This window comes from Bradyrhizobium sp. Unk1 (genome assembly GCF_059512345.1).
The window spans coordinates 19,865-46,793 of sequence record NZ_JCAMOP010000007.1 but is presented as its reverse complement, the minus strand read 5'-3'; the positions used below and the strand labels follow the sequence as shown (position 1 = coordinate 46,793).

24 protein-coding genes are annotated in these 26,929 nt (G+C 60.0%); 11 read left to right on the top strand and 13 right to left on the bottom strand.

Annotation, left to right across the window (positions count from 1 at the left end; genetic code table 11):
• Nucleotides 1–81: 81 nt before the first annotated feature.
• Nucleotides 82–1,611 (bottom strand): porin, encoded by a 1,530-nt coding sequence (locus AC5ZFO_RS10825; protein ID WP_063982925.1) that lies wholly within the window; start codon nucleotides 1,609–1,611, stop codon nucleotides 82–84.
• Nucleotides 1,612–2,018: 407 nt separating this feature from the next.
• Between AC5ZFO_RS10825 and AC5ZFO_RS10820 the strand changes: the two genes are divergently transcribed.
• On the top strand, nucleotides 2,019–2,525 hold the full coding sequence (locus AC5ZFO_RS10820; RefSeq protein ID WP_028152624.1) for a MarR family winged helix-turn-helix transcriptional regulator: 507 nt from the start codon (nucleotides 2,019–2,021) through the stop codon (nucleotides 2,523–2,525).
• A 138-nt stretch (nucleotides 2,526–2,663) separates the two neighbouring features.
• On the opposite strand, the gene AC5ZFO_RS10815 is transcribed toward AC5ZFO_RS10820, so the two are convergent.
• The 3 genes from AC5ZFO_RS10815 to AC5ZFO_RS10805 all read right to left on the bottom strand — a co-directional run bounded on the left by AC5ZFO_RS10815 (nucleotide 2,664) and on the right by AC5ZFO_RS10805 (nucleotide 6,116).
• The gene (locus tag AC5ZFO_RS10815) at nucleotides 2,664–3,782 is read right to left on the bottom strand and encodes an alpha/beta hydrolase family protein (RefSeq protein ID WP_282523476.1); all 1,119 of its coding nucleotides are present in this window, start codon (nucleotides 3,780–3,782) and stop codon (nucleotides 2,664–2,666) included.
• A 309-nt stretch (nucleotides 3,783–4,091) separates the two neighbouring features.
• Complete coding sequence (locus AC5ZFO_RS10810) at nucleotides 4,092–5,063, bottom strand: SDR family NAD(P)-dependent oxidoreductase (protein ID WP_028152626.1); 972 nt, start codon at nucleotides 5,061–5,063, stop codon at nucleotides 4,092–4,094.
• 144 nt (nucleotides 5,064–5,207) lie between these two features.
• The gene (locus AC5ZFO_RS10805) at nucleotides 5,208–6,116 is read right to left on the bottom strand and encodes a dihydrodipicolinate synthase family protein (RefSeq protein WP_282523478.1); all 909 of its coding nucleotides are present in this window, start codon (nucleotides 6,114–6,116) and stop codon (nucleotides 5,208–5,210) included.
• A gap of 343 nt (nucleotides 6,117–6,459) precedes the next feature.
• Between AC5ZFO_RS10805 and AC5ZFO_RS10800 the strand changes: the two genes are divergently transcribed.
• Nucleotides 6,460–6,699 carry a hypothetical protein gene (locus AC5ZFO_RS10800; protein WP_028152628.1) on the top strand — a complete coding sequence of 80 codons (240 nt, stop codon included), beginning with the start codon at nucleotides 6,460–6,462 and terminating at the stop codon, nucleotides 6,697–6,699.
• 122 nt (nucleotides 6,700–6,821) lie between these two features.
• Here the strand turns inward: AC5ZFO_RS10800 and AC5ZFO_RS10795 are convergent, their stop codons facing one another.
• Nucleotides 6,822–7,796 carry an alpha/beta hydrolase fold domain-containing protein gene (locus AC5ZFO_RS10795; RefSeq protein WP_496122074.1) on the bottom strand — a complete coding sequence of 325 codons (975 nt, stop codon included), beginning with the start codon at nucleotides 7,794–7,796 and terminating at the stop codon, nucleotides 6,822–6,824.
• Between the two features lie 160 nt (nucleotides 7,797–7,956).
• On the opposite strand from AC5ZFO_RS10795, the gene AC5ZFO_RS10790 reads away from it, so the two are divergent.
• Together AC5ZFO_RS10790 and AC5ZFO_RS10785 are read left to right on the top strand one after the other, a co-directional pair.
• On the top strand, nucleotides 7,957–8,541 hold the full coding sequence (locus AC5ZFO_RS10790; RefSeq protein WP_282523480.1) for a TetR/AcrR family transcriptional regulator: 585 nt from the start codon (nucleotides 7,957–7,959) through the stop codon (nucleotides 8,539–8,541).
• Between the two features lie 1,819 nt (nucleotides 8,542–10,360).
• Nucleotides 10,361–11,602 carry a tyrosine-type recombinase/integrase gene (locus tag AC5ZFO_RS10785; protein ID WP_496122073.1) on the top strand — a complete coding sequence of 414 codons (1,242 nt, stop codon included), beginning with the start codon at nucleotides 10,361–10,363 and terminating at the stop codon, nucleotides 11,600–11,602.
• A 383-nt stretch (nucleotides 11,603–11,985) separates the two neighbouring features.
• Here AC5ZFO_RS10785 and AC5ZFO_RS10780 read toward each other — a convergent pair whose 3' ends face one another.
• From AC5ZFO_RS10780 to AC5ZFO_RS10770, 3 genes are all read right to left on the bottom strand, one after another.
• Nucleotides 11,986–12,231 (bottom strand): hypothetical protein, encoded by a 246-nt coding sequence (locus AC5ZFO_RS10780; protein ID WP_496122072.1) that lies wholly within the window; start codon nucleotides 12,229–12,231, stop codon nucleotides 11,986–11,988.
• Between the two features lie 195 nt (nucleotides 12,232–12,426).
• Nucleotides 12,427–13,434, bottom strand: coding sequence for a PIN domain-containing protein (locus tag AC5ZFO_RS10775; RefSeq protein ID WP_496122071.1), 1,008 nt, complete (start codon nucleotides 13,432–13,434; stop codon nucleotides 12,427–12,429).
• Nucleotides 13,435–13,780: 346 nt separating this feature from the next.
• Complete coding sequence (locus AC5ZFO_RS10770) at nucleotides 13,781–14,056, bottom strand: DUF6894 family protein (RefSeq protein ID WP_496122070.1); 276 nt, start codon at nucleotides 14,054–14,056, stop codon at nucleotides 13,781–13,783.
• 369 nt (nucleotides 14,057–14,425) lie between these two features.
• Here AC5ZFO_RS10770 and AC5ZFO_RS10765 point away from each other — a divergent pair, with 369 nt between their 5' ends.
• The gene (locus AC5ZFO_RS10765) at nucleotides 14,426–14,647 is read left to right on the top strand and encodes a hypothetical protein (RefSeq protein WP_496122069.1); all 222 of its coding nucleotides are present in this window, start codon (nucleotides 14,426–14,428) and stop codon (nucleotides 14,645–14,647) included.
• A 629-nt stretch (nucleotides 14,648–15,276) separates the two neighbouring features.
• Here the strand turns inward: AC5ZFO_RS10765 and AC5ZFO_RS10760 are convergent.
• Nucleotides 15,277–15,480 (bottom strand): cold-shock protein, encoded by a 204-nt coding sequence (locus AC5ZFO_RS10760; protein ID WP_212488757.1) that lies wholly within the window; start codon nucleotides 15,478–15,480, stop codon nucleotides 15,277–15,279.
• Between the two features lie 78 nt (nucleotides 15,481–15,558).
• A complete protein-coding gene (locus AC5ZFO_RS10755) occupies nucleotides 15,559–15,867 on the bottom strand; it encodes a hypothetical protein (protein WP_496122068.1) in 309 nt (102 codons plus the stop codon).
• Nucleotides 15,868–16,514: 647 nt separating this feature from the next.
• On the opposite strand from AC5ZFO_RS10755, the gene AC5ZFO_RS10750 reads away from it, so the two are divergent.
• Nucleotides 16,515–16,670, top strand: a complete 156-nt coding sequence (locus tag AC5ZFO_RS10750; protein WP_496122067.1) for a hypothetical protein — start codon at nucleotides 16,515–16,517, stop codon at nucleotides 16,668–16,670.
• 2,210 nt (nucleotides 16,671–18,880) lie between these two features.
• Here the strand turns inward: AC5ZFO_RS10750 and AC5ZFO_RS10745 are convergent.
• The gene (locus AC5ZFO_RS10745; protein WP_496122093.1) at nucleotides 18,881–19,081 is read right to left on the bottom strand and encodes a hypothetical protein; all 201 of its coding nucleotides are present in this window, start codon (nucleotides 19,079–19,081) and stop codon (nucleotides 18,881–18,883) included.
• A 417-nt stretch (nucleotides 19,082–19,498) separates the two neighbouring features.
• On the opposite strand from AC5ZFO_RS10745, the gene AC5ZFO_RS10740 reads away from it, so the two are divergent.
• Nucleotides 19,499–21,442, top strand: a complete 1,944-nt coding sequence (locus AC5ZFO_RS10740; protein WP_496122066.1) for a hybrid sensor histidine kinase/response regulator — start codon at nucleotides 19,499–19,501, stop codon at nucleotides 21,440–21,442.
• A 495-nt stretch (nucleotides 21,443–21,937) separates the two neighbouring features.
• Here the strand turns inward: AC5ZFO_RS10740 and AC5ZFO_RS10735 are convergent, their stop codons facing one another.
• Nucleotides 21,938–22,099 carry a DUF2934 domain-containing protein gene (locus AC5ZFO_RS10735; RefSeq protein ID WP_080584152.1) on the bottom strand — a complete coding sequence of 54 codons (162 nt, stop codon included), beginning with the start codon at nucleotides 22,097–22,099 and terminating at the stop codon, nucleotides 21,938–21,940.
• 1,027 nt (nucleotides 22,100–23,126) lie between these two features.
• Here AC5ZFO_RS10735 and AC5ZFO_RS10730 point away from each other — a divergent pair.
• Complete coding sequence (locus AC5ZFO_RS10730; RefSeq protein ID WP_496122065.1) at nucleotides 23,127–23,510, top strand: hypothetical protein; 384 nt, start codon at nucleotides 23,127–23,129, stop codon at nucleotides 23,508–23,510.
• Between the two features lie 63 nt (nucleotides 23,511–23,573).
• Here the strand turns inward: AC5ZFO_RS10730 and AC5ZFO_RS10725 are convergent, their stop codons facing one another.
• A complete protein-coding gene (locus AC5ZFO_RS10725; protein WP_496122064.1) occupies nucleotides 23,574–23,813 on the bottom strand; it encodes a cold-shock protein in 240 nt (79 codons plus the stop codon).
• 229 nt (nucleotides 23,814–24,042) lie between these two features.
• Here AC5ZFO_RS10725 and AC5ZFO_RS10720 point away from each other — a divergent pair, with 229 nt between their 5' ends.
• The 3 genes from AC5ZFO_RS10720 (at nucleotide 24,043) to AC5ZFO_RS10710 (ending at nucleotide 26,704) form a co-directional block, all read left to right on the top strand.
• Nucleotides 24,043–24,372 carry a hypothetical protein gene (locus tag AC5ZFO_RS10720; protein ID WP_496122063.1) on the top strand — a complete coding sequence of 110 codons (330 nt, stop codon included), beginning with the start codon at nucleotides 24,043–24,045 and terminating at the stop codon, nucleotides 24,370–24,372.
• Nucleotides 24,373–24,474: 102 nt separating this feature from the next.
• The gene (locus AC5ZFO_RS10715) at nucleotides 24,475–24,687 is read left to right on the top strand and encodes a hypothetical protein (protein WP_080584279.1); all 213 of its coding nucleotides are present in this window, start codon (nucleotides 24,475–24,477) and stop codon (nucleotides 24,685–24,687) included.
• Nucleotides 24,688–25,264: 577 nt separating this feature from the next.
• Nucleotides 25,265–26,704, top strand: coding sequence for a hypothetical protein (locus AC5ZFO_RS10710; RefSeq protein ID WP_496122062.1), 1,440 nt, complete (start codon nucleotides 25,265–25,267; stop codon nucleotides 26,702–26,704).
• Nucleotides 26,705–26,929: the final 225 nt, after the last annotated feature.

The following is a 26,929-nucleotide window of genomic DNA, read 5'->3' as shown; positions in this document are numbered from 1 at the left end:
CGGATTTTCCGAAGGCCGCTTTCATGAAAAAGCCCCGGCGGTTTCCCGCCGGGGCTCTATCAGATCGGAACGGTCTTCAGCTTACCAGTTGCGCTGGGCGCGCAGCAGCAGGCTGTAGGTGTCCTGGTCCTTCAGCTCGTAGGTTGCCGCAGGCTTGGCAACCGACGCCAGCGCCGGGGTGGTGATCACGCCCGAGTACTTCTGGTCGAGGTGGCTGTAGACGAAGTCAGCCGAGAAGGTCAGGTTCTTGACCGGCGTCCAGCGGGTGATGACGCCGATCTGGCCGATGTTGAAGTCCGGGTTGCAGGTGCCGGTCAGCGAGGCGAACGCAGCGCTGCCGCAGATCAGGCCCTTCGCCGTGCCGCTGTAGTTGACCGCAGCCCACGCGCCGTAGAGCGCCGTATTCCAGTACGGGTTCCAGTTGTGGGTGTAGGCACCACGGAAACCGTAGGTCTTGGTCAGCTCGAGCTGGCCGTTGGGACCGAACACCGCGTCAGACACGCCGGCAAAGCCGATGCTCTGATACGCGCTGCCCGAACCGCCGAACATCGAGTAGCTGGTCGCCGCCAGCGACTGGAAGTTGTAGCGGCTCGCGCCGTCGGTATAGACGCCCGAGATGTTGATCACGTCGCCAGCACCGGTCGGGATGTTCTTGATCTGCAGAGCGAGCTGAACGGCCCAGCCCCACTTGTCTTCCGGATGACCGGTGACTTCGGACGCGCCGTAGTAGGCGACGTGGTTGTCGTGCGCAGCCACCGACGCCTGGAACAGGCCCCAGGCCTGGTCGACACGAACCATGCCGACGATGTCGGGCGACCTAGTGCCGCCGATATCGTTCGAGCCGTAAGCACCGCCGAGGACGCCGCTGGTGGACATGCCGGCGGTGTTCCAGATGTTGGTCGTGAAGAACTGGGTCTGGTCCTGCGCCGAAACGGTCGCGGTCACGCCCTGGCCGAAATCGGCCGTGTAGGTGAACTGGGCGACGCCGTTCACGGAGCCGCTGCCACCAACGAGCTGGTCGAAGTTGTTGCCGGGATAGTTGGTCCAGGGCGCGTCGAACTGCGACACGGACTTACCCATGGTGAAGCCGGCGAACTGGATGAACGCATAGTAGACGCCGAGCGTACCACCCGAGATCGTGCCCGAGCTTGCGTTGTTCGGCGCAGACACGCCCGTGCTTCCGAGTTGCGAGTAAACGGTCGCGCCTGTTGCCGAGCCGCTTCCCGTATAGTTATCGGTCGTCCAGGTGAACACCGCGTCAAAGTAAGTGCGAACCACCCCGTACTCAGTCGCGGTACGGGTATCGATGTTGAGGTCCTCGCGAGCGCGCGCCAAATAGTAGTTCGACAGGCGGTTGTTCGCGCCGGAAACACCGTTGTAGGCGGCGCTGTAGTTGCCGCCGGCATTGAGCGCGACTTCAGCACGCAGATAGCCGCCGAGCTTGATGCAGGTGTCGGTGCCCGGGATGTAGTAGAAGCCCGCGCCGTAGAGCGAGCAGATCTTGACGTACTCGACCGCCTTGGCCTTGACCGGAAGATCGGCCGCTTGTGCTCCGCCGACGGCGATCAGACCCGCCGCAGTGCCGAGCAAAAGGCTCTTCACCACTTTCATATAAAACCTCCAAGTTGCTCATTTTACGGAGACCGGACCGTGAGGCCCCCCAGATCCCCGTCTTTTCAAATCCGCTCGGCCGCTTCGCGCTTTTGGACACACCCGCATCGACGCGAGGGACGTGAGCGAACCACCTGCAACGGGACGATTGAGTACCCCCCACCGTCACGGGCCAATATGCCTGCGCCGTTCCGCTAATCAAAATAGTTTATTTAGTCAGCTTTGTTGTTTCACTAAACCTGTGCCCCGCGCGCAACACCGCGAGCGAGGGAATATGCTGAGCTGATCATCTTTGTAGTTTTAGTGACAAAATTACCCTGCTCTGCACTTGCGTCAGGGCAGACTTGCGTGGACTATGACCGTGCAAGACACCGGCCGGAAAAGAATCAGATCACGGGAGTGACGCTGTGTCAGCGACGAGGAAAGAAGGGGCGCGCCTCCGCTCCATCGGCAATCTCGATATCATCAGGCGTTTCACCTGGGAAATATCGTCGATCAACATGTATCTGGAGGAGTTGCGTCAGTTCTGGGCGAGAACGCTGGGCATCAGCGGTCCGCAATGGCTGATCCTGATGGCGATCTCCGACCTCGACAAGGACGACGGCGTGCCCGTCAACGTGGTCTCCAAGCTGCTCCACGTCGATCCGTCCTTCGTCACCACCCAGTCCAAGCTGCTGGAGAAGAAGGGCCTGCTGCGGCGGCGGCCCTCGCCGACCGATGCCCGCGTGGTCCGGCTGTCGCTGGTCGAGAAGACGCAGAAGCACATCGCAAGCCTCAACGAGCAATACAAGACGATCCGCGAATTCGTCTTCCAGGAATTCGACGAGAACGAACTGACCGAATTCACCGGCAAGCTCGCGACGCTGAAGACCCGGCTCGAAAAGGCCTGCGTCAGGATATCCCTCGACTACTAAAGCATGATCCGGACCCGAATGGCCGCGTTAGCGCAAAGTGCGAAGCGGTTTTCCGAAAAGATCATGCCCGAACGACAAACCTAAAGCGCGATGACGATTCATCCCAATCTCATCGCGCCTTAAGACAGCCGGCGGCGTTCAGATCCGCCGCCCCGTGGCGCCCAGTTGCGATTCCAGCCAGTCGAAGATGTATTCGTTGGCAAGGCTGGGATTGTCCGCGTGGGCCTGTGCCGCGCCGGTCTCCTGCGCGGTGAACACCTTCAGCACGATGTCGGAGCTGCCGAGTCGCGACTTCTGCACGATCTGGCGCGCCCGGTCGGCCTTGAGCCAGCCGTCCTCGCCGAGTGTGATCAGCACCGGACAGTCGACGCTCGAGGCCATCAGCGGCGCCGACGGCACCGGGACGATGCTGAGGTCGCTCATCGCGAAGCGGCTGGCGAAGAAGGATCGTTCGTGCAGGTCCCACAGACCGCCATCGCAGACGGCCGCGGCGAGCCTCGGCTCCTGCAACACCGCGCGCGCGACGAAGGAAGAGCCCCACCCGTCGGCCACGATGGCGACGCGATCGAAATCGACGTCGCCGCGCGTCTCCAGATAATCCATGACGCTGGCAATCGAGCTCTCGAGGTCGCGGCGCTGCAAGAGCGTGTCGGTATAGTCGTCGCGCTGGTCGCCGAGCAGGTCCAGCGCAAGCATCGACAATCCGCGTTCGCGCGCATGCGGCGCGAGCTTGAACAGGAATTCTTCCTTGCGGTGTCCGGGCTCGCCGATGCAGATCACGGTCGGAGTCCGCTTGCCGGCCGGCGACGCAGGCAGGAAATAGCCTTGCAAAACGTGTCCGTCATCGGCCCAGGGAATCGTGACGACCTCGCCAGCCGGACCGCGCGCAGTGAGGAAGCGGCGCGCACATTCCTGCATGGCGAGCACCGCGACCCAGCGACGCTCGTCGGCCTGGTCCAGCGGCATCGCGGCCGCGCCGTAGTAGTTCATCGCCCGCAGCCAGTTGCGCTGCGCGGTCGCCATGTGGCCTTCCGCGAACGCCGCCTCGGCTCGTTGCCGGTTGGCTTGCGCCAGCCGCTTCCACTCGCGGTGCCAGGACTGCTCGCCGCCCTGCTTGAGCTGCCGCGCGATCATCAGGCATTCTGCGATGGTGGCGCCGCCCTCCTGCGCCGCGGTGAGGAGCCGCGTGAATTCAGCGGAAATATCCTCTCTCTCCGGGCAGAGGATCCAGTCGTCGGAGAGGCATGCGGGTATCATCGGAGCTACGCTTTATGATGGCGTTACCCCTGATTGACTAAACTATTTTGGTTCACCAACCAAGCTGCCGTGCGCCGAATGAGACCCGTTTCACATCACCATCACTTGAACATTGCTTGAACGATGGAGCATGTCGCATGCGTGACATTCCAAATCGTCATAAGGCGTCGGAAATTGGCAAGAGGTGGCACGTAAAGTTACCAGCGTAACATGTAAATTACCTGCGTAATAATACGTCCGCACCTCTTGCCATGATGGTCGTCATACCTACATACGCGGACGTTCGTTGACAGTCTCAGCCAAACCGACTCAACCGAGCCGCCAGCCAACTTCCTGCGTAAAGCTTTCATAGAAGGCGCGGTCATAGGCCTGCTCGGGCGTTGCGCGCACGCGTTCGTCAAGGCGCTTTGCGTCTTCGCCCACAAGAATTCGCCACCGCTCCGCCTTGACCCCGTCGAGTATGATCTTCGCGGCCTGCGCAGCCGTCGTCGGCGCGTCCTCGAGGAAGCTGCGGGCGCGTTCGGCGAACGCAGCCTGGATGTCCTCGTCCGACATCTTGTCAGCATCCGGCACGCCGGCCGCGACCATGCGCTTGCGGGTCAGCGCGACCTCGTCGGCATTGAGCCGCTCCGACCCGTCGGCGCTCTGCACCTTGCGCGAATTGGAGACGATCGAGGTGCCGATATGGCCAGGCATCACCACCGAGCATTTGACATGCGGCGCGTGCAGGCGAAGGTCGTTGATCAGCGCTTCGGTAAATCCTTTCACCGCGAACTTGGCCGAGCTGTAGGCGGTGTGCGCCTGCCCCATGCCAATCGAGGCCCAGAAGCCGTTGACGCTCGCGGTGTTGACGATGTGGGCCTCGTCCGCCGCTACCAGCATCGGCAGGAAGGTCCGCACGCCGAGATAGACGCCGCCCCAGCAGATGTTGAAGGTACGTTCCCACTGCTCGCGCGTGTTGGTGAACAGGCTGCCGCCGCCACCGATGCCGGCATTGTTGAACAGGAGATGGATCCGATCGGTCTTCTGCTGCTCCGCGAGCTCATCGCGAAACCGCTTGAGATGGTCCTCGATCGAGACGTCGGCGACATGGGTCGTGACCCGCAGGCCCTGCGGCAGCTTCTCGACCTCGCACAGCCGTTTGGTCTCGGCCATCGCGGCCTCCGAGACGTCGCACATCGCGACATTGCAGCCCTCGGCGACGAGCTGCCGTGCGAGCTCGCGTCCCATCCCCGTGCCGCCGCCGGTGATGACGGCGATCTTTCCTGCAAAATCCTTCATGGGACTTCGGTCCCTCCCCTTGTCGGTATGTTTCTTCACAGCTAGCGCCGCGCATCGGGGCGCGCGCAAAATGTAGCAGCGCCGCATCCGCAGGTAAAAGCGGAACGGCGCTGCCATTCGACATCAGTAATTTCGGCTGGCGGACTATTCGGCCGCTTCGACGCGCGCCCCGTTCAACGCGCCGAGGGCCTCCAACGCCTTGCGGGTGGCGGCCTGCTGCGTCGGCGAGGCCTCCGGCATCGGTGCGCGCGGATAGGTCCTGGGCAAGCCCTGGAGCGTCTGGGCGTAACGCGTGCAGGCCGGCAGATTGTCGGCGATAACAGCGTTCCACAGCGTCAACAGCTTCTTGTGCAGCTCGAGCGCGCGCGGATGGTCGCCCGCCTTCACCGCATCCCACAGCGCGACGGAGGCATGCGGCGCCGCGGTCAGGATCGCGGCGATCGAGCCATGGGCCCCGAGCGTATAGGACGGATACATGAGGGCATCGACCGCGCTGTAGATCAGCTTGTCCGGCGCCATCATCATGAGATCCGCGAACAGCTTGAGATCGCCCGCGCTCTGCTTGACGCCGACCACCAGCGGCACCTCGGTCATGATCCGCACCAGCAGCGCCGGCGACAGATAGGACCACGGCACCACGTTGTAGATGATGATGGGCATGCCGGTCTCGTCCGCCATGGCGCGGAAGTGCGCGACCATCGCCTCGTCGTCGGGCTTGAACAGATAATGCACCGGCGTGACCTGGAGTGCGGCGACATTCATGTCGCGCACGAGCTTGCCGCGGCGGATCGCATCGCGCGTGGAGTCCACGATGATGCCGGCGATCACGGGAATGCGTCCCTTCACCGCCTCGACCGTCGCGGCCATCAGGTCGCGATACTCCTCGTGATCGAGCGTGTGTCCCTCGCCGGTCGAGCCGCCGGCCGCAACGCCATGCGCGCCGGCGCCGATCATCCAGTCGACCTGGGGCGCCACGAGCCCAAGGTCGATCTCGCCGTCCTTCCGGAACGGCGTCGTCATCGGCGGGATCACGCCGGTCGGTCGTGCCTTCATGGTCTGCCCTCGCGTTTCCTTTGGTTCTGTGGCGGTCCCGCTCTTTTGACGAGTATCCGCCCGCTTCCGACCCTATCGGCTGCGCAGGCCTTGTGAAGGGGCGGTTCGCGCGGCGCTGCCCCCACAATCGCTCATTACTGCGATCCTTCCGCGCCCCTTTTCCTTGGGGATTACCCGTATTTGCCCGGCTTCGGTTTAGGGGCAATTTTTTTACAATCCGAATCATCGAATGGAGATGGACGCTGGGTCGAGTCGGCCAGGCCAGCGTGTTGTTTGTGTCACAGGCTCTGGCACTCCGCTTGCATCCTCTTCGTGGTCTGAAACTACCGATGAGGTGACAGGAATGTTCGTGACCGTGGTTGCCGTGCTCTGCCGGCTGAGCGCAGCCAGCTCAGGCAGTTGCATCGAGGAAATCGTGACCGACAGCAACATGACGCCCGAGATGTCGATGATGCAGTGCGCGATCGGCGCACAGGCCCCGCTTGCCAAATGGATGGGCGAGCACCCGATCTATCACGCCAATTGGCGACTCGAGCGCTACAAATGCGTGCCGGGTCACTACGAGATCAAGGGCCACGCCTAAGGCCCCGCAAGACTACGGATGAGGAAACGCCCCGGAGGTAGCCTGGTCTCTCCGCGCGGGCACCGCTAGCGCCAGCCCCCATTGCGGCGGCATGCCCCAGTGACGACGATCACGCCTTCCCTTTAAGCCACTGCACGCAGAATGATCGCACGCGCCTGTCGCCCTTCCGGCGTCGGCATCAGCGCGAAATTGTGCGGCTGGTCACGGAGCAGATGCAGCTCGATCGGCACGCCCGCCGCCCTCGCTCGCTCCGCGAGATCGACGCTATCAGGGTAGAGAAGGTCGCGCGTGCCCGAGAAGATCGTCATCGGCGCGAGCGAACGGAAGGCGCCGTTGAGCGGGCTGACGAAGGGATGGCCGACATCGAGCTCGCCGGCATAGAGCCGCCCCGCCTCAAGTATCCCCGCAATGTCCTGGATCGGATCGCGCGCCGCGATCTCGACCTGCTCCGGGCGGCTGACCGAGGCATCGGCCGCGGGCGAGATCAGCATCAGCCGGCCCGGCTGCCGATGCCCGCGGTCGCGCAGCCACTGGCATGCGGCGAGCGCGAGGCCCGCGCCGGCGGAATTGCCGACCACCGTGACCTTTGCGGACCCGACATCCTCCAGCAGCATCCGCAACAGCTCGGCCGTCGCCGGCACGAGATCCTTGGCGGTGGCACGCGGTGCGAGCGGATAGATCGGCACCACGCAGACGACGCGCGCCTTGCGCGTCATCTGGCCGACGAAACGCCAATGCGCCGGCACGATCTCGTTGATGAAGCCACCGCCGTGCAGGAACATCACGTGGTTGCAGCCCTCATGGCCCGAAGATGGCGCCGTGTAATAGACCGGCCATCCGCCCATCTTGGTCAACGTCACCTCGACGCCGCGGCCCAGATTCGGCGGCTCGAACGAGACCGGCTGCACGGCGAGCTTCTGGACATGCGCCTGCACGGCCCCGGCGGACGCGAGCTGTTGCTTGTACGGAAGCTGCCGCAGGAGCAGGTTGAGGGCACGGCTTTGCAGGCTTGGCGCAGGATCGCGCCGGGCCGGGGCGCCGAAGACGCAACCGCCCGGACAGAACTGCAAGGCCGACACGATTCTGGCAACGCTCATGGCCACATCCCCATCTGGCTCTTTCGACACGGCGACAAAGAGGCTTGCCGACCCGCCGCCACTTGCGGATATAATGCGAGCATTCACTCGCTTTTCCTACTCGCATTCAGATCACAAGGCCGTGGCCCGCAAACCGCCGACAAAACCCCGGAAAAATGCCTTGCAGGCGCGATCCCGCGCCACCGTCGACGCGCTGGTCGAGGCGACTGCTCGCATTCTGGTCCGCGAAGGCTTTGAGAAAGCCAGCACCAACCGCATCGCCGAAATCGCCGGTGTCAGCGTCGGCTCGCTCTACCAGTATTTTCCCAGCAAGGAGGCGCTCGTCGCCGCCGTCATCGACCGTCACAACGAGGAGATCATGGGCATCGTCCGCGCCGCCCTCACCGAGGTCGCCGACCTGCCGATCGACAAAGCCGTGCGCCGCCTCGTCACCGTCGCGATCGAAGCCCACCGCATCGACCCCAAACTACATCGGGTGCTCGCCGAGCAGATCCCGCGCACCGGCCAGCTCAAGGACGTCGAAGCCTTCAACCGCGAGGTCCACACCCTCGTGCGCGCCTATCTCGAAAGCCGCCGCAACGAGATGCGCAAGATCGACCCGGGACTAGCCACCTTCATCTGCGTCAGCGCGATCGAGGCGGTCGCGCACAACACAGTGCTGAACCAGGCCGAGATGCTGTCGGAGAAGACGGTGAGGACGCTGGTGGATGAGACGACGCGGATGGTGGTGGGGTATCTGAGGTAGTTTGCGAAAACGTCGCCCGTGAGCCCATGGCCATGAGTTTTCCATTTTTGATGGCGATCAATTCAGCTTTCCCTATTGAGGACAAAACATATGCCCAAGGAAAATTGCCTGATAGTCCATGCCGCCGGAAGACAGCTCGACCTACTGCGCGGAGAGGCTTCCCGCATTGCTAAGGGGAACAAGGTCGACTGGTGGATCGATCGTGCCGACGTCGGCACACTTTTTTGCTTTGAAGACGCAAATGCTACAGATGCCTTCGCTCGCACCTGCGACAACCTAGGAGTCCGATACCAAGACGGCTAGCTCAAAAACCCCGCCGACTTTGTGAGCCGGCGGGGTTGAGTGAATACCTACGAAAACCGGCCCATCGCCAAACGCGCGTCGGACGGTGGGGCCGTTCCGGGTGGATGGCGAGACCTTGAGGAGGTCCAGATTCGCCACAGACCGATTTTTCAATCTCTCCCCTGGAGAGTCGTTCCTCAAACGCCGTGATGCCAATATTTTTGTGATCTGGCGCAAAAGGAAGGCCCCAGCCAATGGGGAAGACTGGGGCCTTTACAGGCCTTGCGATGGATCACACGCAAGACCGATCGCTGGATAGCTGCAGGAGCGCTCGCTCCTCCTGCGAAACCAATCTCGGACCCAAGTTGGCTGCAACTCCAGATGAGTCGCGAGTTTCGCCAGCATTCCAGCAGCCAAATAGGGGCTAGAGTGTGTCCGAAGTTGGAGTGGACGCGGGCGAAACCAACGCGCTGAAGCCGCTATCCAACTCGAGTGTTTCGCAAATTATCGATTCTTCGAAGGTCGAACCCGCGGCGAGCGACTAGGGCGCGTGGGTGAAGATATCCACGCGTCGATTTCGTCTGGCTCTACTCGCCACGAAGGTGAGACGCCATCGGCTGTCCGGGCTGTGACACGGTATCGGCGCTTATGCAGCTTGGCTGCCACATCCTTCGCGCCATCTTCGTCTCGACATTCAATAGAGAAATTACCGTAACAAACAACCCAGCGCCTTCGACGTACTTTTCGTTTAGATCGCGCTGAACGCTCCATCTAAGGGACCCCGCGAGTCCCCAAGCCCGTCCCAGTATCAAGACTCCATTCTTACCAAACCGTTTAAAGCTGTCCGCGACCTCTAGCGGACTACCTACCCATCCTAGCACCCCCCGACGCAAGACATGAGGTCTGGTGAACTTCATCTTCAGCAAGATGTCATTCAATCACCTCGTCTGCGCGGCTCAGAACGGACGTTGGAAGCACCAGGCCGAGCGCCTTCGCAACCGGGAGGTTGACTACCGTGAAACTCGCGCGGCGCGGACGCTACTTGCTTGCCGCCAGGACAGGTTACACATCATAGCGCGGGGAGAAGGCAACTCCGCTCCGGACGTCGCGCCTCCCAAGTCCCTGCGACGCAATGCATTGAAGCAGCTGTCGTGAATATTCCCCCGTCCCACAGGCTTACATGGTGACATCATGCTCCTGTTTTGCCCGACGCGTTAAATCGCTTCGGAAAAACGTCATTCCACCAATGGCTTCGCTCCCGCTACCGGTCGTCGCGCATGCGTCGCGCAGCGGGAGCAGGCTCCACGCCCCCGGTCGATCCACCCGATGATTTGGAAAAAATGGTCGGAGCGAGAGGATTTGAACCTCCGACCCCTAGTCTCCCAGTTATAAACGACCTGATTTATAGCCATTCCTGACGTTGGATGGCGCGCAACAAATCACTGTAAATCAAACGTAATCCAACCAATGACCCCTTGCCTTTTCCGAGCCAATAGCCAGACTGCTGGCTACATACTGGCTATAAATTTGGTGGGGCATGGCAACGATCAGGATTTCGACCGATAGCGTAGCGGCGCTGATGAAGTCTGCGGTTCCCAACAAGACGACCTACTATTTCGACAACGATCTTGCGGGCTTCGGTCTCTACCGCACCACCACGGGCACCGGCACCTACTTCGCCGAATTCCGCCCCGTAGCCGGCGGCAGCAAGAAGCGATTGAAGTTGGGCCGGGTCGGCACCCTGAAGACCAATGAGGCCCGCGAGGCGGCCCGCAAGGCGATCGCGAACGCCGCATTGGGGAAAGACCTTGCCCAAAATCGGAGCGACGAGCGGGCCAGCCTAACGGTTGAGGAATTGGTCTCGAAATACATCGAGGAATACGTCGCCGAGCACAAAAAAGCGTCCACCGCGGGCCTTTACCGCATGCTCCTAAAGAAGCACGTCAAGCCTCGGATCGGCTCGACTAAGGCAGTGGTGCTGACCCGAGTTGATGTACAACGCGCGCACGCTCTGATGACGCGCGAGGCCCGCATATCCGCTAACCGGGCAATCAAGCTGGTGTCTGCGGCGTACGGTTGGGGATCGCGGCATGGCCACGTGCCGGAAGGTACGAACCCTGCCTCCGGCGCGAAGCTGAACGAAGAGGAAGGCCGCGAGCGCTATTTAACGACCGCCGAGCTACTGGCGATTGGCAACGCCATGATAGAGGCGGAGACCGTTGGCCTGCCTGTTGAGGCCGGTGACGCCAAGCACGCGCCTGTCGGGCAGCTTGTGAAAATGTCGCCCTACGCCACCGCCGCAATCCGGATTCTTATGCTGACCGGCGCGCGCTTGCGGGAGATCCTGCACTTGCGCTGGGATGAAGCTGATCTGGATCGCGGTGTGTTGCGGTTGCCCGACTCGAAGACTGGCAGAAAGACGATCTATCTACCGGCTGCGGCAATCGACATCATCAAGGGCCTGACCAAGCTGGGTGCTTTCGTCATCGCTGGAGAATCGGCCGGTACCAAGAATGAGAAACCGCGCGCGGACCTGAAGCGCCCATGGGCAGCCATTTGCAAGCGGGCTGGCGTGACCGGTGTCAGGATCCACGATCTGCGGCACAGTTTTGCCAGCGTCGGGATCGGTGACCAGATGGGCCTCCCGGTGATCGGCACCCTGCTCGGTCACGCCGATCCGAGTACGACAAACCGATACGCTCACCTGGCCGACGAGGCAGCCCGCCGCGCGGTTGAGGCCATCGGCGGTAAGATCGCCGCTGCGCTGAGTGGAAAATAGCCCGAGGAACCTAAACCAGCCCGCAAGATTTGATTCCTGCCGGGCGGGAACTGCACGGAGAACCCCATGCGAAAAATCCGCCGCCGCTTCGAACAAATTCAATCTGCTGAAGAACGTCTGGTTGAGCAAGCCGCGGAACTGCGGGAGCGGGCTAAGGCGATGCCTCCGGGGGTCGAGAAAGATGCCCTTCTCCGGCGCGCCCGGCAGGCTGAGACTGGCGCTCACGTCAGAGAATGGTCGCGGGGGTTACAGCCGCCCACCGCGCTCGAGCCCGGCCAAACGGAAAAACGAGGCCCGGGGGGCGGTGCTTCCGGTCAGCGTTAGACGGCTACGGAAGAATCCTGCCGAGCGACCTTACTCGTCCATCTCGCGGAGCTTGCGGTCTATCCATTCACCCGCGCGGCGCCAAGCACGAGGCGGCGCTTTGCTATACGGCCGCGCGGCGGGCTCGGCAGTCGGCGGTCAATGAAGAGGCTCGCCACCACAATGGGTTCGGTATCGCCGAGTCTGACGCGCTCCTTAACGAGATCACTCATCACGGCGCGCATCCGCGAGATTTCCTGCGCCATAAAGGTGCAGTCATCATCCCGATTGATCTGCTCATGCATGACGGCTTCGGCCTCGCGCATGCTGACGCGCAACGCCCTCCGCAATTTTCTCCGCGCCTGCGGCATCGCGCGAACCTGATACCCCGTCCGCCGTGGCTTGGAGCCGATGCCGTGGCGTCCACGGAGAACGTTGCGGCGGAGTGCAGCCGATGGCCCGCTCCAACCAAGCTGAGCAATCCTCACCTCAGACTAGCGCCTTCTTCGGAGGGCGCTTTTTTAGAAAGGAATATCATCGTCGATCTGCTTTGGCGGCTTCGGCTTATCCTTGCCTTTCTCGACCAGCTCTTTCAACGTCTCCAAATCCTCGGCCTTGAGGGACTTCGCGTACTTGTCCAATAGCTTTGAATAAAACGAATGGACATCCGAGTCGTCGATGATCCAGCCCACCTGACTGTTCTGCGCCGGAATTTGAATAAGACGCTCCACTTGCTCGGGAGTGAATTGGTCAAACGCATCCAGCTTCGCGATGATGGGGTGCGTAGAGGCGAAGCTTCCGCTATTACTCAGGCTCGTAATAGCAAGATCGCTCTCGATCTGACTGGCGATCTTGATGGTGGGAAAACACTCTTTGAAGAAGTCCGAGATTTTGGAATAGTAGCGCAGCTCTGAGTTCTTCTTTGACAGCCACTCATGGCGCAGGAATTCATTGAAAATGCCCTCAGATAGCTGAGAGCGGTAGTCCTTGTCCTCCGAGACAAGATGGAGATCTGTTCCCTCTTTGACGGTCGCCAGCAAGGTCTCCCAGTTCATCGCGTCGCCGACACTCTCATCCTTACCGGGCGGATTGCCCAGGCGTGTGCGCATGAGCGCGCTAAGGTAGTGCTCCTGGACGAATGCCGGCTTAGTCGCCTTTTTGAATAGACCGGTGACAATCTCGTCGGCGGCCAGGGACATCTTTTTGGCATCCGTCGTGATCTTGCTGACTAGGTCCGCATGCAGCTTATCGGCTTTCTTCAGGAGCTCCCGTATCTCGGCATATTCACCGTAGTCCTTGGAGAAGGATGGGAATGAAGCATTGAATTTTGCCTCCCGGAGCTTTTTCATGGCGTCGACGATCTTGGCGCCACGATTGCGCCAGAACTCGTTTTCCACCTGCTTGGGGACGATAAGCTCGATGTCCTTACTCTCCACGAGAGCGACGAGCTTCTTCAGTTCTTCTATGTCCTCACTCGTGAGGTGGTAAAAGGATAGGAGGACATTGGTATCGATGAATAGCGTGATCATGCGCCGACTCCCCAGCCGGCGATTGAACGGTACTACCTCAGGTTTTTCAAGCCCTGTAAGCGTCCGCTGGGCAGACTCGGTGTCACTGAAAAATCTGAGGCGGAACTATTCCCTGCCAAACCACGCCGGGATGCACTGCGGGTCCGACGTGACATTCGCAGTCCACAGCTTTGGACAAATCGGATACCGTCTTTTGATCATGCTTCGAAAGCCAGGTATGCAGGCCCTCCTTTATCCAATGCTCCGGCGGTACGATCTTGGATGCCACATCAATTGCGCGACCCGACAACATCACCGGTCCTAAATAGTCGACCAACTCTGTGGCATCCGACGCCGGGACATCCTATCAATCGATCTCCTCGCCCCTGTAGGTAACACGACCGACCCTTTGCCGCGCGATCTCCGCACCGGAGTCGTCAACCACAATCACAACCGTGCCCACACCAGGGTCATAGTCGGGATCGCTGGCGATATCCTCAGCGACACGGGCGCCGTATTGGACCGCCAGTTCAGCAGAGCCAAATAGCTCTCCCACCTCGTCCGCCTGCGTCTCGCCGTTGTGGAAGATTGGGAAGTAGTAACGTTGCAAAGCCGCAGCCCTCCGTTCTTTAGCCGCGATCATGTGCTCGTTTCGGGAGGTTAGCACCTGTCCAAAACGACAGGGTCCGCAGACATTGGCGCTAGCAAACGGGCTCGAAGTCATCCACCTCAGCACCCTGCTCCGCCGTCGCGCGCTCTCAGCGGCTTGCCGGCCTTACAGGCCAACGATGCACCGCGCGCTCCGCCTGCCATGCGGTCCAATCAATCGGTGTCGGCTCAATCCTCTTGCCAAGGTTGATCTTCCGGCCACACATGCGCGACGCGTTGCGTCACGCCGCCTGAAGCCTGCCCCTTGAAACTCCTCACGCGATGGCGTCCCGCATGTTAAGGCGCGCGGTTACATCGCCGTCGCGCCGCGTCGCATAAGTGCGCGGCTTGCGCGGCACGCGCCATGTTGTTAGACCGCGCCCTCAACGTTGAAGGAGCGCCGTTTTTGGCTAAAAAGAAAAAAGTAATTCGCCGCGAGTGGACTGTTGCGGATATCAAGGAACTTAAGGCGCACTCCAAGGCTCGGACGCCGGTCGTCAAAATCGCCAAGATGACCAAACGAACCGAGGGCGCGCTGCGTCAGAAGGCCATCGTGTTGGGTATCGGCCTCGGGCACCAGCGGTAAATTGACGCTGGCTTCGTCGAGGGAGCCACCAAATTTCGATATTGTTTTAACGATCGCATCTGCGCCGGTCAGGTGCAGACTGCTGCATCCGTCAAGGCAGCCGGAGCTTTCGCGGCCTTGGGGTTAGGGCTCGCCTTCGCCAGCCCCGGCGAGCCCCACCTCAGTCAGTGAAGCTGACGTGCGGAAACGTTTTCCAGAGTGTGACATTGCTGACATTGCGCCCCGGCGCCGTCGCTGTAGGCTTTATGTCGCCGGGGCTGGACTCCATATTTCACGTTTTCATTTTAACCCGGCCGGCCGCAGTGAAAAACCGCTGCGGCCTTTTCGCGTCAACGAATGCTAGGCGAACAGAACCAAACAACAAGCTTATCCCCTACGCCCCACTTGCATGCTAGCGCCTTCGGCTAGGCTCAGCCAATCCGCCGCCAGGCTCAGCCAGGCTTCCTTGTCCGGCTGTCTCATTGCTCTATCGGCCAAACGGCGGCATTCCTCAGCTTCGGTTCGATAGCGGTCGGCTTCTTCCTCGCTCATCATTCTGACTCCCCAGCGAACCAACGCAGGATGGCCAAGAGGAAATTCGACGATAGACTATCGACGAATTGAAGCCGTCGCATCGCGGTCTGGCAGGCTCACCCGACGCGTAGATTTTCCGCCGAGTCCTTTCCGCGATTATTCACGACGTCGAAGCTAACCTTCGCCCCCTCTGCCAGCGAAGTAAAACCAGCCTTCTCAACTGCGGAGATGTGGACAAACACATCCTTGCCGCCGTTGTCCGGTTGAATAAATCCATAACCCTTTGTCGGGTTGAACCACTTTACTGTCCCCATAGCCACTTTGAATTCTCCATTTTCCAAAAAGCAAAACTAGTGCCCGAATTTCGACGAAAGAAAGGCTGGCCGCAACCCGCGCCTTCACACGGGGGCGGCGGCAGTCGACGAATTCGTCTTCAGGCTCCTCCTCAGCAATTCCGCCCTGAACTCCAGCACGACCCCAACTGGCTCGCGGTCACAGCCGATCAATGACCGCGGCTCGCGATCTAGTGGACAGGCGGCGAACTTGCTGCGGCCCAACGCTGTGGCAATGGCTACCTTTATGTCGAGCAACGCGCACGGATCGTGCGGGCCGCGCTGCAGGTCGAAGCCGCGCTTAAATAACTCGACAGCTTCGGGACTGATGTGAGTGGAATGGCGGCGCTTGTTTCGCTTCAATCGTGCCGGCATCGGTGCGGCTCAGCATTCCACACGACGCACACGATCCTCGGATGTGCAGCGAGCTACTTCCTTGACGGTGGCGCACGGCTCACACACTGGCGCCTTCTGCTTTTGGTAAAACGCAAGCCCGGCGCTGACCCTCCAGTAGACTTGCTCATCAACCATGAATGCCCTGGTCGTGGGTTCATGACACCGAGTGCAGCAGCCTGCCTTGAGATAGAATGCGGTCATGGCGTTACGGATATCCATCCCCCGGCAAGTTGCACCACCCGCCCAGCCGTAACGCGAGAACCTATCCACCGCTTCCTCAGGATCAACCGATCCATATGGGTCGGTTCGCGGTTCGCCCAACTGTTTCATATGGGTCCGTTGTTAGAGGAAGTACGCAACGCAACGCGCACGTGTGTGAATGGGCTCATATTGGCCGGCGGCCGTTCACCGTAGAATTCCGGCAATCCGATAGAGGGCGATGCGATGCCCAAAGAACCTACGAAGCGGATTCCCGACTGGCTTGAAGTCGATCTGGTTTTGATCGCCGCGTCGCTGGCGGTCATCGTTGTTGCGTTCTGGATTGCTCCTTGAACGGGTTGTGCCCAACTTCTGGGTTCGAATGATCATCATTCGCCGTGCATACTCGACGGATGGAAAGGAAATCATTGCTTGAAGTCGAGGTGATCCAATTGAAGCCGACGTTGTGGGAGTGGCGAGTTTACAACGGCGACACGCCAGTGAAGGCGGGCTTTGCGGGCTCGCGCGAAACAGCCCAGATTGATGGGAATAGCGCTCTGTTCCGCCTACTCGCCGCCAGCTAGCGCATCACGCCTCCTCACCTATCCACCGCTTCCACAGGGTCCAGGGGCGCCGGCCCACTGAAACAAATCTGTCATATTTCGCTTGGCTAATCTGGCGCGCGCGAGTACAGCCTTCCATACAACCCGGGGGGTAGTTGTAATGCTTGCGTACCTGCTAATGATCGCCATTGGGTCAACCAACGTTGTCGTCCCGAACATCGCCACGCTAGACGACTGCGAGAAGCTCGCGGATCGTATGAAGTCAGCTGCGTCCCTCCCGACGCCTGCTCACCGCTGCCTCGATTACAGGTCGGCCGCCCCTGCTCGACCTGAGCCGCCGTTACCTTGGGAGCCAGGCCAGCCTGTGCGTTAGGCCTGTGTGGCTACTTCGCCTTCTGGTCCTCAGCTGAACAACGAAAGGGCCGCCGCTATGTCGGCTGTCTGCGACAGGGCCCGTCGTACAGCAGCGCTAGCACCCTTCACCGCCCCGTCCCTCAACGCCATCAGAAACTCCTTCCCGACTTAGCGCGCTTCACCGCAGAGACCACCTTCGCCGGCAACGCTGTGCCAACGCGGCCTTGATAAGGCCTACAGTCTTCTCGCTGGCGTCGCCCTGGATGACCACGGTGCTGCCCGCGTGAACCGTAGTGCCAGCGCCCATCCCGCCATTGCGCGGCGCATCGTTACCTGAGATCCGCGAGGGATGTTCAGCAACTCGGGGCCATTCTCGCCGACCAACGACATGCCGCCCGGTGCGAAATTGGTGCCGCTGTTAAATGCGTTAACCACCGGAGCCCCGCCCACCGGCGTCGACCCAATAGCCCACCAATAGAGCCGTTGGCGTTGACTGCGTCGAAGCCACCGAACAGCAGTCCGAACAACCCGCCCCCGCCGCCAGACGCGGTTGACCAAAGTTGATCCGCGGCCATTTGCGCCAGTTTGTCGTCGATCTTACCCAGCGGGTTGAGGCCCGCAGACTTGAGTGCGTCCATGGTACGCGCCATTGCGGATTCCGCGATGTCGCCGGCTTGGTTCATGTCGGTTTGAAATTGGTCTAGCTTCGCGCCGAGCTGAACGACGAGATCGTTTGACAGTTTGGCTCCTCAGCATGCGAGACTAGGGAATCTAAGGATTAGGACGGCGATCAGGTCTATCCGGCCACTGAAACTGGTGTCCGCATTTACCCTACCGCTCAAGCTTAATTTCGGGCTTCGATTGCGCCGCTCGGCTTCCCAGTTACGCTGTCATCACCGGACGAGTTGCCCCTGTCCGGGTTAAGCATGGCGAAGTCGGCGCGTCATCATACTCGGCGCGTCGGCTTCGTTCTTTCCAACGGAGACCTAAGTGTGGCCCTACGGAATCGCGGCGCTGTGCGTCGTACTCTTGATCGTCGGAGCGGTCACCCTCATTTTTCTCAGCTTCGATTTTCCGGACGAGCCTAAGGCCTAAGTTTAGCAGTGAGACGCGCCTACGACCCGTGTCGCACAGGCTATAAAGCCTGTTCCGCCTTGAACCCAAAACCGCCGCTCGACTCGCTGATGCTCTTGATGCTTCCTGCTCGGTCGCCGTTGCGAGCTGACGCTTAAGCTTGATTGGTAGCTGACCGGGAAATCCTCTTTGGTCAATTTGTCTCCAAACGATCCTCTAACGTAATTCCGTCGCGCAACACAACGAGCCTTGACGATTCGATGATCTCGTGAAGTAAATGAACGTTTCGAGGTCCAAAATGATCTGCGAGATTGTTGCTGTCCTCTCGCCGTCTTGGCTGTCGGGCTGCTGATTGCAAACCACACGGTACGACGACGAGACATTTTGCGCCGCGTCCGGCGGCGCTAAGTTTTCACCATGACCCCGCCAAACAGACGCAGCCTGCCGAACTTACTGGATCTCACACTCGTCAAAAACGAGCTGGTGAAAGGGCAACGGATCATCTTGAACGCAGCGGCGGGTCCCAGAATGGCCGGCCGACATGGCGTTGTTCGGGGATCTGGCGGAACGCGCCACCGCGTTCGCGTTTTGCTTGACGGGTCTAAGAATGAAATGACCTTACACTCCCGTTTTCTCGATCTGGAGAACGAGCCAGGCGTGAACCCTGAAAGTCACTGATTTTGATACGAGCCGGGGTTGGAGTTTTTTGTGTTCAGTTTGTTGATTTGATACACGATCCTCTGAAACGGGCGCAGACCGAAGCTGTTCCTATCAAGCTTTCGAGGGTGGAGATCCACCAACCTTTAGCGCTGGTGGCCTAATCCGATACCAAGTGACTGTGCTTTTTGGCGCAACGAACCTTCCGTCCGCTTCGTCAACTTAGCGATCTTCACTACCGGCGTTTTTGCCTTCGAGTGAGCGCGTAGCTCTTTGATATCCTCTTTGGTGTATTCGCGACGTGCACGCTTCTTTGTAGTCTTCTTAGCCACATGGTGCTCCTTCAGTGAAGCGCCCTTCTACCAGCGTGCTACGATTTGGCAATGCTCAACGTTCAACCTCCGGCAAGCAGCTGCTTGAATGAAGCGAATGCCAAGCGCAGCGCAGAGAAATTCCGCAAGACATCAGTCAACGGCCACATGCACGCGTACAGATGCATGTTCTGACCTTTTGGCTGAGGCAGCAGAGGCGCGTGGTACACTAAGTGCATTGCGGCACTATTTGCACAAGGCACACGGTCAGTGATGCAGTGGCGTTGGACAGAGAGGTTCGCTTTGCCGATGTGATTGCAGCTATGGCCTGAAACGCAATACACGACGCTGGGCTCGCACGGCCACCGCAAGAAGCGCGCCGATGGAACTTTTTGCGGCTACGCGGGTTTACTCCTGTTAAACTCCGTAAACACCGACCCCCCGAGGAAACCTTTGGACAGCCGGAAATATTTCGAAGACTCTCAGTCGGCTGAGGGCCGATACCGTATGCTCGTTGAGGCGGTGACGGATTATGCAATCTATATGCTGGATACGGCAGGTATCGTTTCCAGCTGGAATCCCGGTGCGCGGCGCTTCAAGGGCTATGAAGAATCCGAGATCATCGGCGAGCATTTTTCCCGCTTCTACACTGAAGAGGACCGCGCTACGGAGCTACCACGGCGCGCGCTTGAAACAGCCGAGCGCGATGGCAAATTCGAGAGCGAAGGCTGGCGTGTGCGTAAAGACGGCAGCCGGTTCTGGGCCTATGTCATCATCGATCCCATTCGCGACAATGACGGCAGGCTGGTTGGCTTTGCGAAAGTAACGCGCGACCTGACAGAGCGCCGGGCGGCCGAAGCAGAGCTCCGCCGCAACCAGGAACAGTTCCGCCTCCTCGTGCAAGGAGTGACGGATTACGCGATCTATCTTCTCAGCCTCGATGGCCTGGTCTCCAGCTGGAACGCTGGTGCGGAACGGATCAAGGGGTACAAGCCGGAGGAGATCATTGGCCAGCACTTCTCTGTCTTCTATTCGGACGAAGACCGGCAAGCCGGGCTTCCGGCCGTCGCGCTTGAGACCGCCCGGCGAGAAGGCCGATATGAAAGAGAAGGCCAGCGCGTCCGCAAGGATGGCACGAGGTTCTGGGCGAATGTCGTCATTGACGCCATCCACGATACCGGGGGCGAGCTTGTCGGCTTCGCTAAAATCACCCGGGATGTCACGGAGCGCAAGATCGCCGAAGAAAAACTTGAGCGCACCCGCGAAGCGCTGATGCAGTCGCAGAAGATGGAAGCGATCGGCCACCTCACCGGCGGCGTCGCGCATGACTTCAACAATCTGCTCATGGCCATTCAGGGCAGTCTTGAGCTGGTGAAACGCCGCCTGCCCGGCGCCGATGCCCAGGTCCAGCAGTTTCTCGACAACGCCCTGCAGGGCGCACAGCGCGGCGCGGCGCTCACGCAGCGGATGCTGGCGTTTGCGAGGCGTCAGGAGCTTAAGCTCCAGACCGTCGATGTCACCGAACTTATCAATGGCATGAGCGAGCTGCTACGGAGCTCCCTCGGCTCAACCGTCCAGATCGAAACGCATTTTTCGCTGGGTCTACCAAAAGTTTCGGCGGATGCGAACCAGCTTGAGCTCGCCATTCTGAATTTGTCGATGAACGCGAGGGATGCGATGCCAAACGGCGGCTCCATCGTCATCTCCGCGCACGAGCGGACCGTCCAGAACGAGCCCGGACTAAAGCCCGGCCGTTATCTTTGCATCGCCGTGAAAGACACCGGCACCGGAATGGATGAGCAGACTTTGCGGCGCGCGATCGAACCCTTTTACACGACCAAAGGCGTCGGCAAGGGGACGGGTCTTGGACTGCCGATGGTGCTCGGCATGACCGAGCAATCGGGTGGCAAACTTTATCTCAAGAGCCAACCCGGCGTGGGAACGACGGCAGAACTTTGCCTGCCCATCGCCCTCACCGATGAAAGGGCTGACACGAAGTCCATCACACCTCCCCCCGCCACCTTCACGCGCGCTCTGAGGATCGTCAGCGCCGACGACGATCCCCTTGTCGCCTTTAATACCCTCGCAATGCTGGAGGATCTCGGCCACACCGCCTTCTCCGCATCAAGCGGCGCGGAAGCCTTGAGCCTCATCAGAGAAAAAGGGGACATCGATCTCCTGATCACCGACCAGGGGATGCCCGGCATGACCGGATCTGAACTTGCAGAAGCGGTTCATCGCAATTGGCCAGACCTTCCGATCATCATAGCGACCGGCTACGCAGAATTGCCCAAGGGCCCGGCCCAGGAACTGCCGCGGCTTGCGAAGCCCTTTTTCGAGCAGGACCTCGCCAATGCCATAGCCGGCAGCCGCCGCCGCCCGGGCGGGACGGGTTAGCGAGAGAATATCGCGGCCGGATGGTGCAGGCACGGGCTTCAATGCCTTCTCGGCTTGCCCGCGCCGTCGCCCCAAGCGCAGGCAGGACGGGCCAGCTCACCAGACGCTGCTGTCAGGGAGCCCGTGAGCGCGCCCAAGCGGCTGTTCGCGAGCCCGATCGAGCGGAAGCCGAAGCTTGTGCCGTCGCATGGAAGGCCGCGGCGGCCTGCCCAGTCCTTTCCCGACTATCGGTCTGTGCTTGAATGTGGGGCTTGGTCAGCTGGAGGTCGAATGCGCCCGCTGAAACCCGCGCCAGCCTTTCCGCTTAAGGCCATCCGCCGGCCACGACACACGCCGCTTTGGAAGCTCAAAACCTCTATAAAGTGCAGATCGTGCCGCACGCCCGCTATGCGCCGCCAGTCGCATGATCAAAGTTGACCGAGACCCGGCAGATCACACCTTACAAGTGGGGCTTCCGACTGAAGAGCGGTAGTCGAAAAAAGAAGCGGGTCTTTCTCACAACGTGTCCGGTGTCCGCATTGGGTTAGACTTGTCTTCATTCAGAAGCTCTTGCTCGGCGGCATGCCAGAACTCATCGTCCTTGCCTTTAGGCATGCCTGCTTCTTCCCAAAGCTTGTATGCGCGGGCGGCAATTTCTTTCTCGCTCGGTTTGGCCATCTCAATGTTCCTACTACCTCGTCGTTTGCTTCACGGGCAGTGAAGTCCCAATTTAAAGCCGCAGCACGTGGATCCCAAGAACGGAAGTTCTGAGGCCCGTATTCCCTGCCGTCTGGACATGAGAGCTTATTCATGGACTACGGGCTAAGGCCGTTCATTCCTGAGCCGTGCTGGATCATTGAATCAGGCAATTTATGAAGCTGGTCACCGAACGAAGACCCGAAAGCCGCCGCGCGCAAGCTTCGTCGAGTTCGCCGCAAGCCGCAAGACGGGCGCGTCCACGTCGAAAAGATCGACGCGTTCCTTTACACGCTCCAGGGCAGCGGCCCCGGCTTCGGGGCGGGACTTGCCGGGCGATTGAGCACGGCTGGCTCGAATGCACGAGAGCGGCACCTATGTGCAGCTTCGGAGGCCGGCCAAGACATTCTCGAATAATCAAGTTAGTCGACCGATCCACCTGCCATGGCCATCAGTCGATCACGCGCCTCACCAACATACGTTCACCGGCGCGAGACGCCAACCCCAGCCCGTCCAGACCCGACGCCATCGCGTGCAACCGCCATACGCTGCGTAACTCCAACCAGGCGCTCCCCAGCCGGGTCCTCCCCACCCCCAGCCAGGTCCCCAAGCGGCCGCGCTGGCGAGCCCGAGGCCAATACCTACGCCCACCACCGCTGGTCCTCCCCAACCGCCACCGCGCCACCCGCCTCCCCAGCCGCCGCCGTGCCACCCTCCATGAAAGCCGCGTTGGGCGGACGCTGCACCGGGCGCCAGGGCAAGCACCGCTGCGGCACTGAGAGCGAAAAACGCCTTCTTGACCATGACAACCTCCCTGGGTTTGAACTGTGCGATATAAACGCTTCCCAATCCCGTTTGTTCTTATGCACCCATCATTGCGGCCGAGTATCGCGGCGCGGCCTAGCGGACTTTGACGCTACGCGACGAAACGGCGGCGGTACGGCGGTGGAAATCTTGGTGAGCCGCAGCACCAGCTCCCTGGGGTCGCCGAGGTGCCATAAAGCCCCGCATGACAGCCCGCAACGACAATCAGCATCAAAAGACTTGGCACGTCTATTACAACGACATGCATGTGGGCACGATCGGCAAGCGCGCCCGTGTCCCGACAAGCGGTGATCAGTGGGGCTGGAGTGTTGGCTTCTATCCCCGCACCGAACCGGGCACGCACCAGATTGGCTCGGCTGAAAGCTTCGAGGCGGCCCGGCTGCATTCGAGGTGGCTTGGCACGTCTGAGACCGACGCTGGCCGAGGACAATCTCTTGGCGTGGCGCCGCAGTCGAGACTTCCATGCTTGGCAAATTCGGATGCGGGACGAAAGCGTCGGCTGCCGTCCCAGACCCACGACGGCTGGTCGACCTGCTTCTCCGGCGAGCGCATCTCCATGCGCTCCTAAGTGACCTCGGACAAAAGGTGCCGTGATCAAAACCGCAGCGCTTCGCTATGGTCGCGGACGCCGTCAGACGCGCAGATTTTCTGCGCTGCTCTTTCCGCGCTTGCGATCAACTTGGATTTCGTAAGAGACCTTCTGCCCCTCAGCCAAGCCCGATAAGCCGGCGCGCTCCACTGCGCTAATATGCACGAAAACATCCTGGCCGCCGTCATCAGGCTGGATGAAACCGAACCCTTTGGTTGCGTTAAACCTTTCACAATGCCTTTCGCCACGTCCGCCTCCCGATTGAACAATGACAGCAGCCAAGGTCCAGCGCGTTGGGCTAACAAGCAAAACTCAGCGCGCGAACGGCCGGGGGAGTTTCGAAGCAATCATCTGACATAACTGACGAGTGAGCGATAAAAGCGACGACCATGGAGCTTGTGAAGTAGTTCACAGATCGGAACAGCAAACCGCACTACCCTGAACGAGAGCGCGGGGCATCGTCATTTCGGGGACTTTTTTGTTTCTGTTATCTGAATCCGTCAGAAATTAGATGGCCGGGGCCGCCGGGTATGCCGGCTTCGAGAGCGAAGATACTCCACTCAATGTTGCCTCGGGTCGCTTCACCCTCGTAAGCAAAAGTGGAATGGTTGGTATCCGCCAGAGGAAGACGACGATGATTGACGACTATTTGGCACAGGCACATCGCAACAATATCCAACGTTATCGCCTCTTATTGCAAACCACTCTGACAAAATTCGAGCGCCAGTTTGTAGAAAAGCGCTTGAGCGAAGAGCAATCGAAGCTGGAGATGCTTGTTCGGTCGCTCTCAAGCAAAGTGAACCGCGACCAATCGACTGGCCCAGATAACCTCCTTGGCTAGGTAACTGGAAGCGGTCCCACGGATACAAGACATAGGCCTGCCAGCTAGCTCCGCGGTCGCATCAATTTGCGCGGCGATTTCATTTTCTTGAGGTAAGCATTCATGGCAAAGGAAAACTGCTTGATCGTTCATGCCGCTGGAAGACAGTTAGATTTGCTGCGCGGAGAGGCTTCCCGCATTGCAAAACAAAATACTGTCGACTGGTGGAGCGATCGCGTAGAGATCGGCACCCGCTTTTGCTTTGCAGATGCGAAGTCGAAAGAAGCTTTTGCGATCACCTGCGACAACTTCGGCATATCTTGCCGGGACGGCTAGCGAAAAAGAAAATCTCCGATCTTGCGGGCCGGCGGGCCACCTTGTAGCGGCCTAGTTGGCTAATCCTGCGACATAGGATTCGGGCAAGCCCATCTTTTGCGTTACGGCCTGCAACGCGGCCACATAGTGCGAATTACTGGCCGTACCTTCAAAGTGCGAGCTCGCACGTGTCATCCGCAAACTGTGCCAGCACAAGCTCGGTCCTTCCGTGCTGGGCACCAATGTCGCGCGCGTGCCGAGCCACAGTGCAAGCGCTCCACATAGGCTTGCCTGACGTTGGATAGGGCCTCGGCATCCATAAACAGGCCACAGAAAAAAAGTGACGTTCACTCGGTCTGCCAGGCTGACTATCTAGCGTGAAGAACCGGGTGGCCCAAAGATGTACCCACTTATAGTTTGATCGCCGCCTGACGAAACACCTTAAGATTGTGTTGGATGCAGTCGAGGAGGACTTCCGATGCGCAGGCAGCCTGTTCCACTTACTCCGGGTGACCTAGTCAATCGTCAATTTGGCACCGACGACAACCTGATAGGCACCCCTGACCCACCGACCCTATTCGGGGATGCTGGTGGTAGCATGTTTGACTTTTCGAAGGGAGGGAACGACACCTTCGATGAAATCGGACTTTCCAATTACACATTTCATGGCGACGTGGTTGGCAGCATTTTCGATTTTGCGCAGGGCGGCGATGACACGTTCAACGGACTCCCATTGGCTGGTGTCACTGCCTACGGGGACGCTGGCGCGGACATGTCGGACCACAGTAAGGGCGGCAACGACACCTTCTTGAGTGGAACTGGCAGACAGCAAATCAATACGTTCTTCGGCGATGCCGGCGGCGCCATGTCGGGTCACGCTCAGGGCGGCGACGACACTTTTATAACTCAGACGGTACAGGGTGGCACCCACACCTTTTATGGCGACGCGGGCGGCGACATGTCTGGCCACAGCAAGGGGGGCAATGACAGCTTCCAGGGCTCCAGGCAGGCTACAAATATCTTTTTTGGGGACACCGGGAGCAACATGTTCGACCACGCCCAGGGCGGCGATGACACATTCACAGCCAGAACGGAGTCTGGCAACACATTCTACGGAGATGCCGGCGGTGACATGACCGGCTACAGCAAAGGTGGCAATGACACCTTCAACGGGGCCTTGTTCGCCACGCAGGTGTTCTATGGTGATGCCGGAGGTAACATGTCCGGCCATGCCGAGGGAGGCGACGACAGTTTCATGGGCTCCGGTGGGGCGGTAACGTCAAAGACCTTTTATGGCGACGCCGGCGGCAACATCTCCGGCTTTGCCAAGGGCGGCAACGATACTTTCGTCAACGAGGGCGGCTCTACAGTGTCCTTTTACGGGGACGCCGGCGCCACAATGTCCGGCCATGCGCAAGGCGGCGACGACGTTGCGACGTTGCAGGGGAGCAAGAACTTCGCCGTCGGCGATGCTGTTACGATGCTCGACGCCGCCAGCGGAGGTAATGACAGTCTAAGCGGCGGCGACAGGTCGGCGACTGATGTTGTGAACCAGCTCTATGGCGACGCCCAGGCCATGGGCGGGGCGACCCAAGGAGGCGATGATCTTCTCGTCGGCGGCCACGCCGTTGAAATCGGCCGGGTCGACAACTTCTTGTGGGGCGATGCGGCGCAAATGTCCGGTCGTGCCAAGGGCGGCAGCGATGCACTATACGCGGGGACGGCTGGGCAAGGTTGCACGGTCAGCAATGAGATGTGGGGAGATGGCGAGCTGAGCGGCAATGCTCATGGAGGTGCCGATACGTTTGTATTCAAGGACAATGGTCTGATGACCGTCGGTGCCAACAATCTCATCCGGGATTTCAGCCAATGCCAGGATGACAAGATAGCTTTCATTGATGTTGCGGGCGTGCAGTCGTTCAATGACCTTGTCATCACCCAAAGCGGAACTAGCACCATTATCATGGCGGGAGCTGATCAAGTTACGCTTGCAAACTTCACGCACTTGATGACGGCGAATGACTTTTTGTTCGTTTGAGAGCGCTCCTCTTCGTCGGCGATCTAGCACCGGTCCTCAAAACCACGGCAATCGCTCCAACGAATTCGGTCCTCCGACTGCTCCTGCTCATAAGCGAACGCATCATGAAGACAGCCCGCTGGATTCGTAGGCCATCGGGCTGTTCGCGATGGGGCTACTTCCCCTTCACCTTCGGGTCATTCATGGTCACGCCCAGGTTGGCCGATCCGGGGCTGTTTGAAGCGC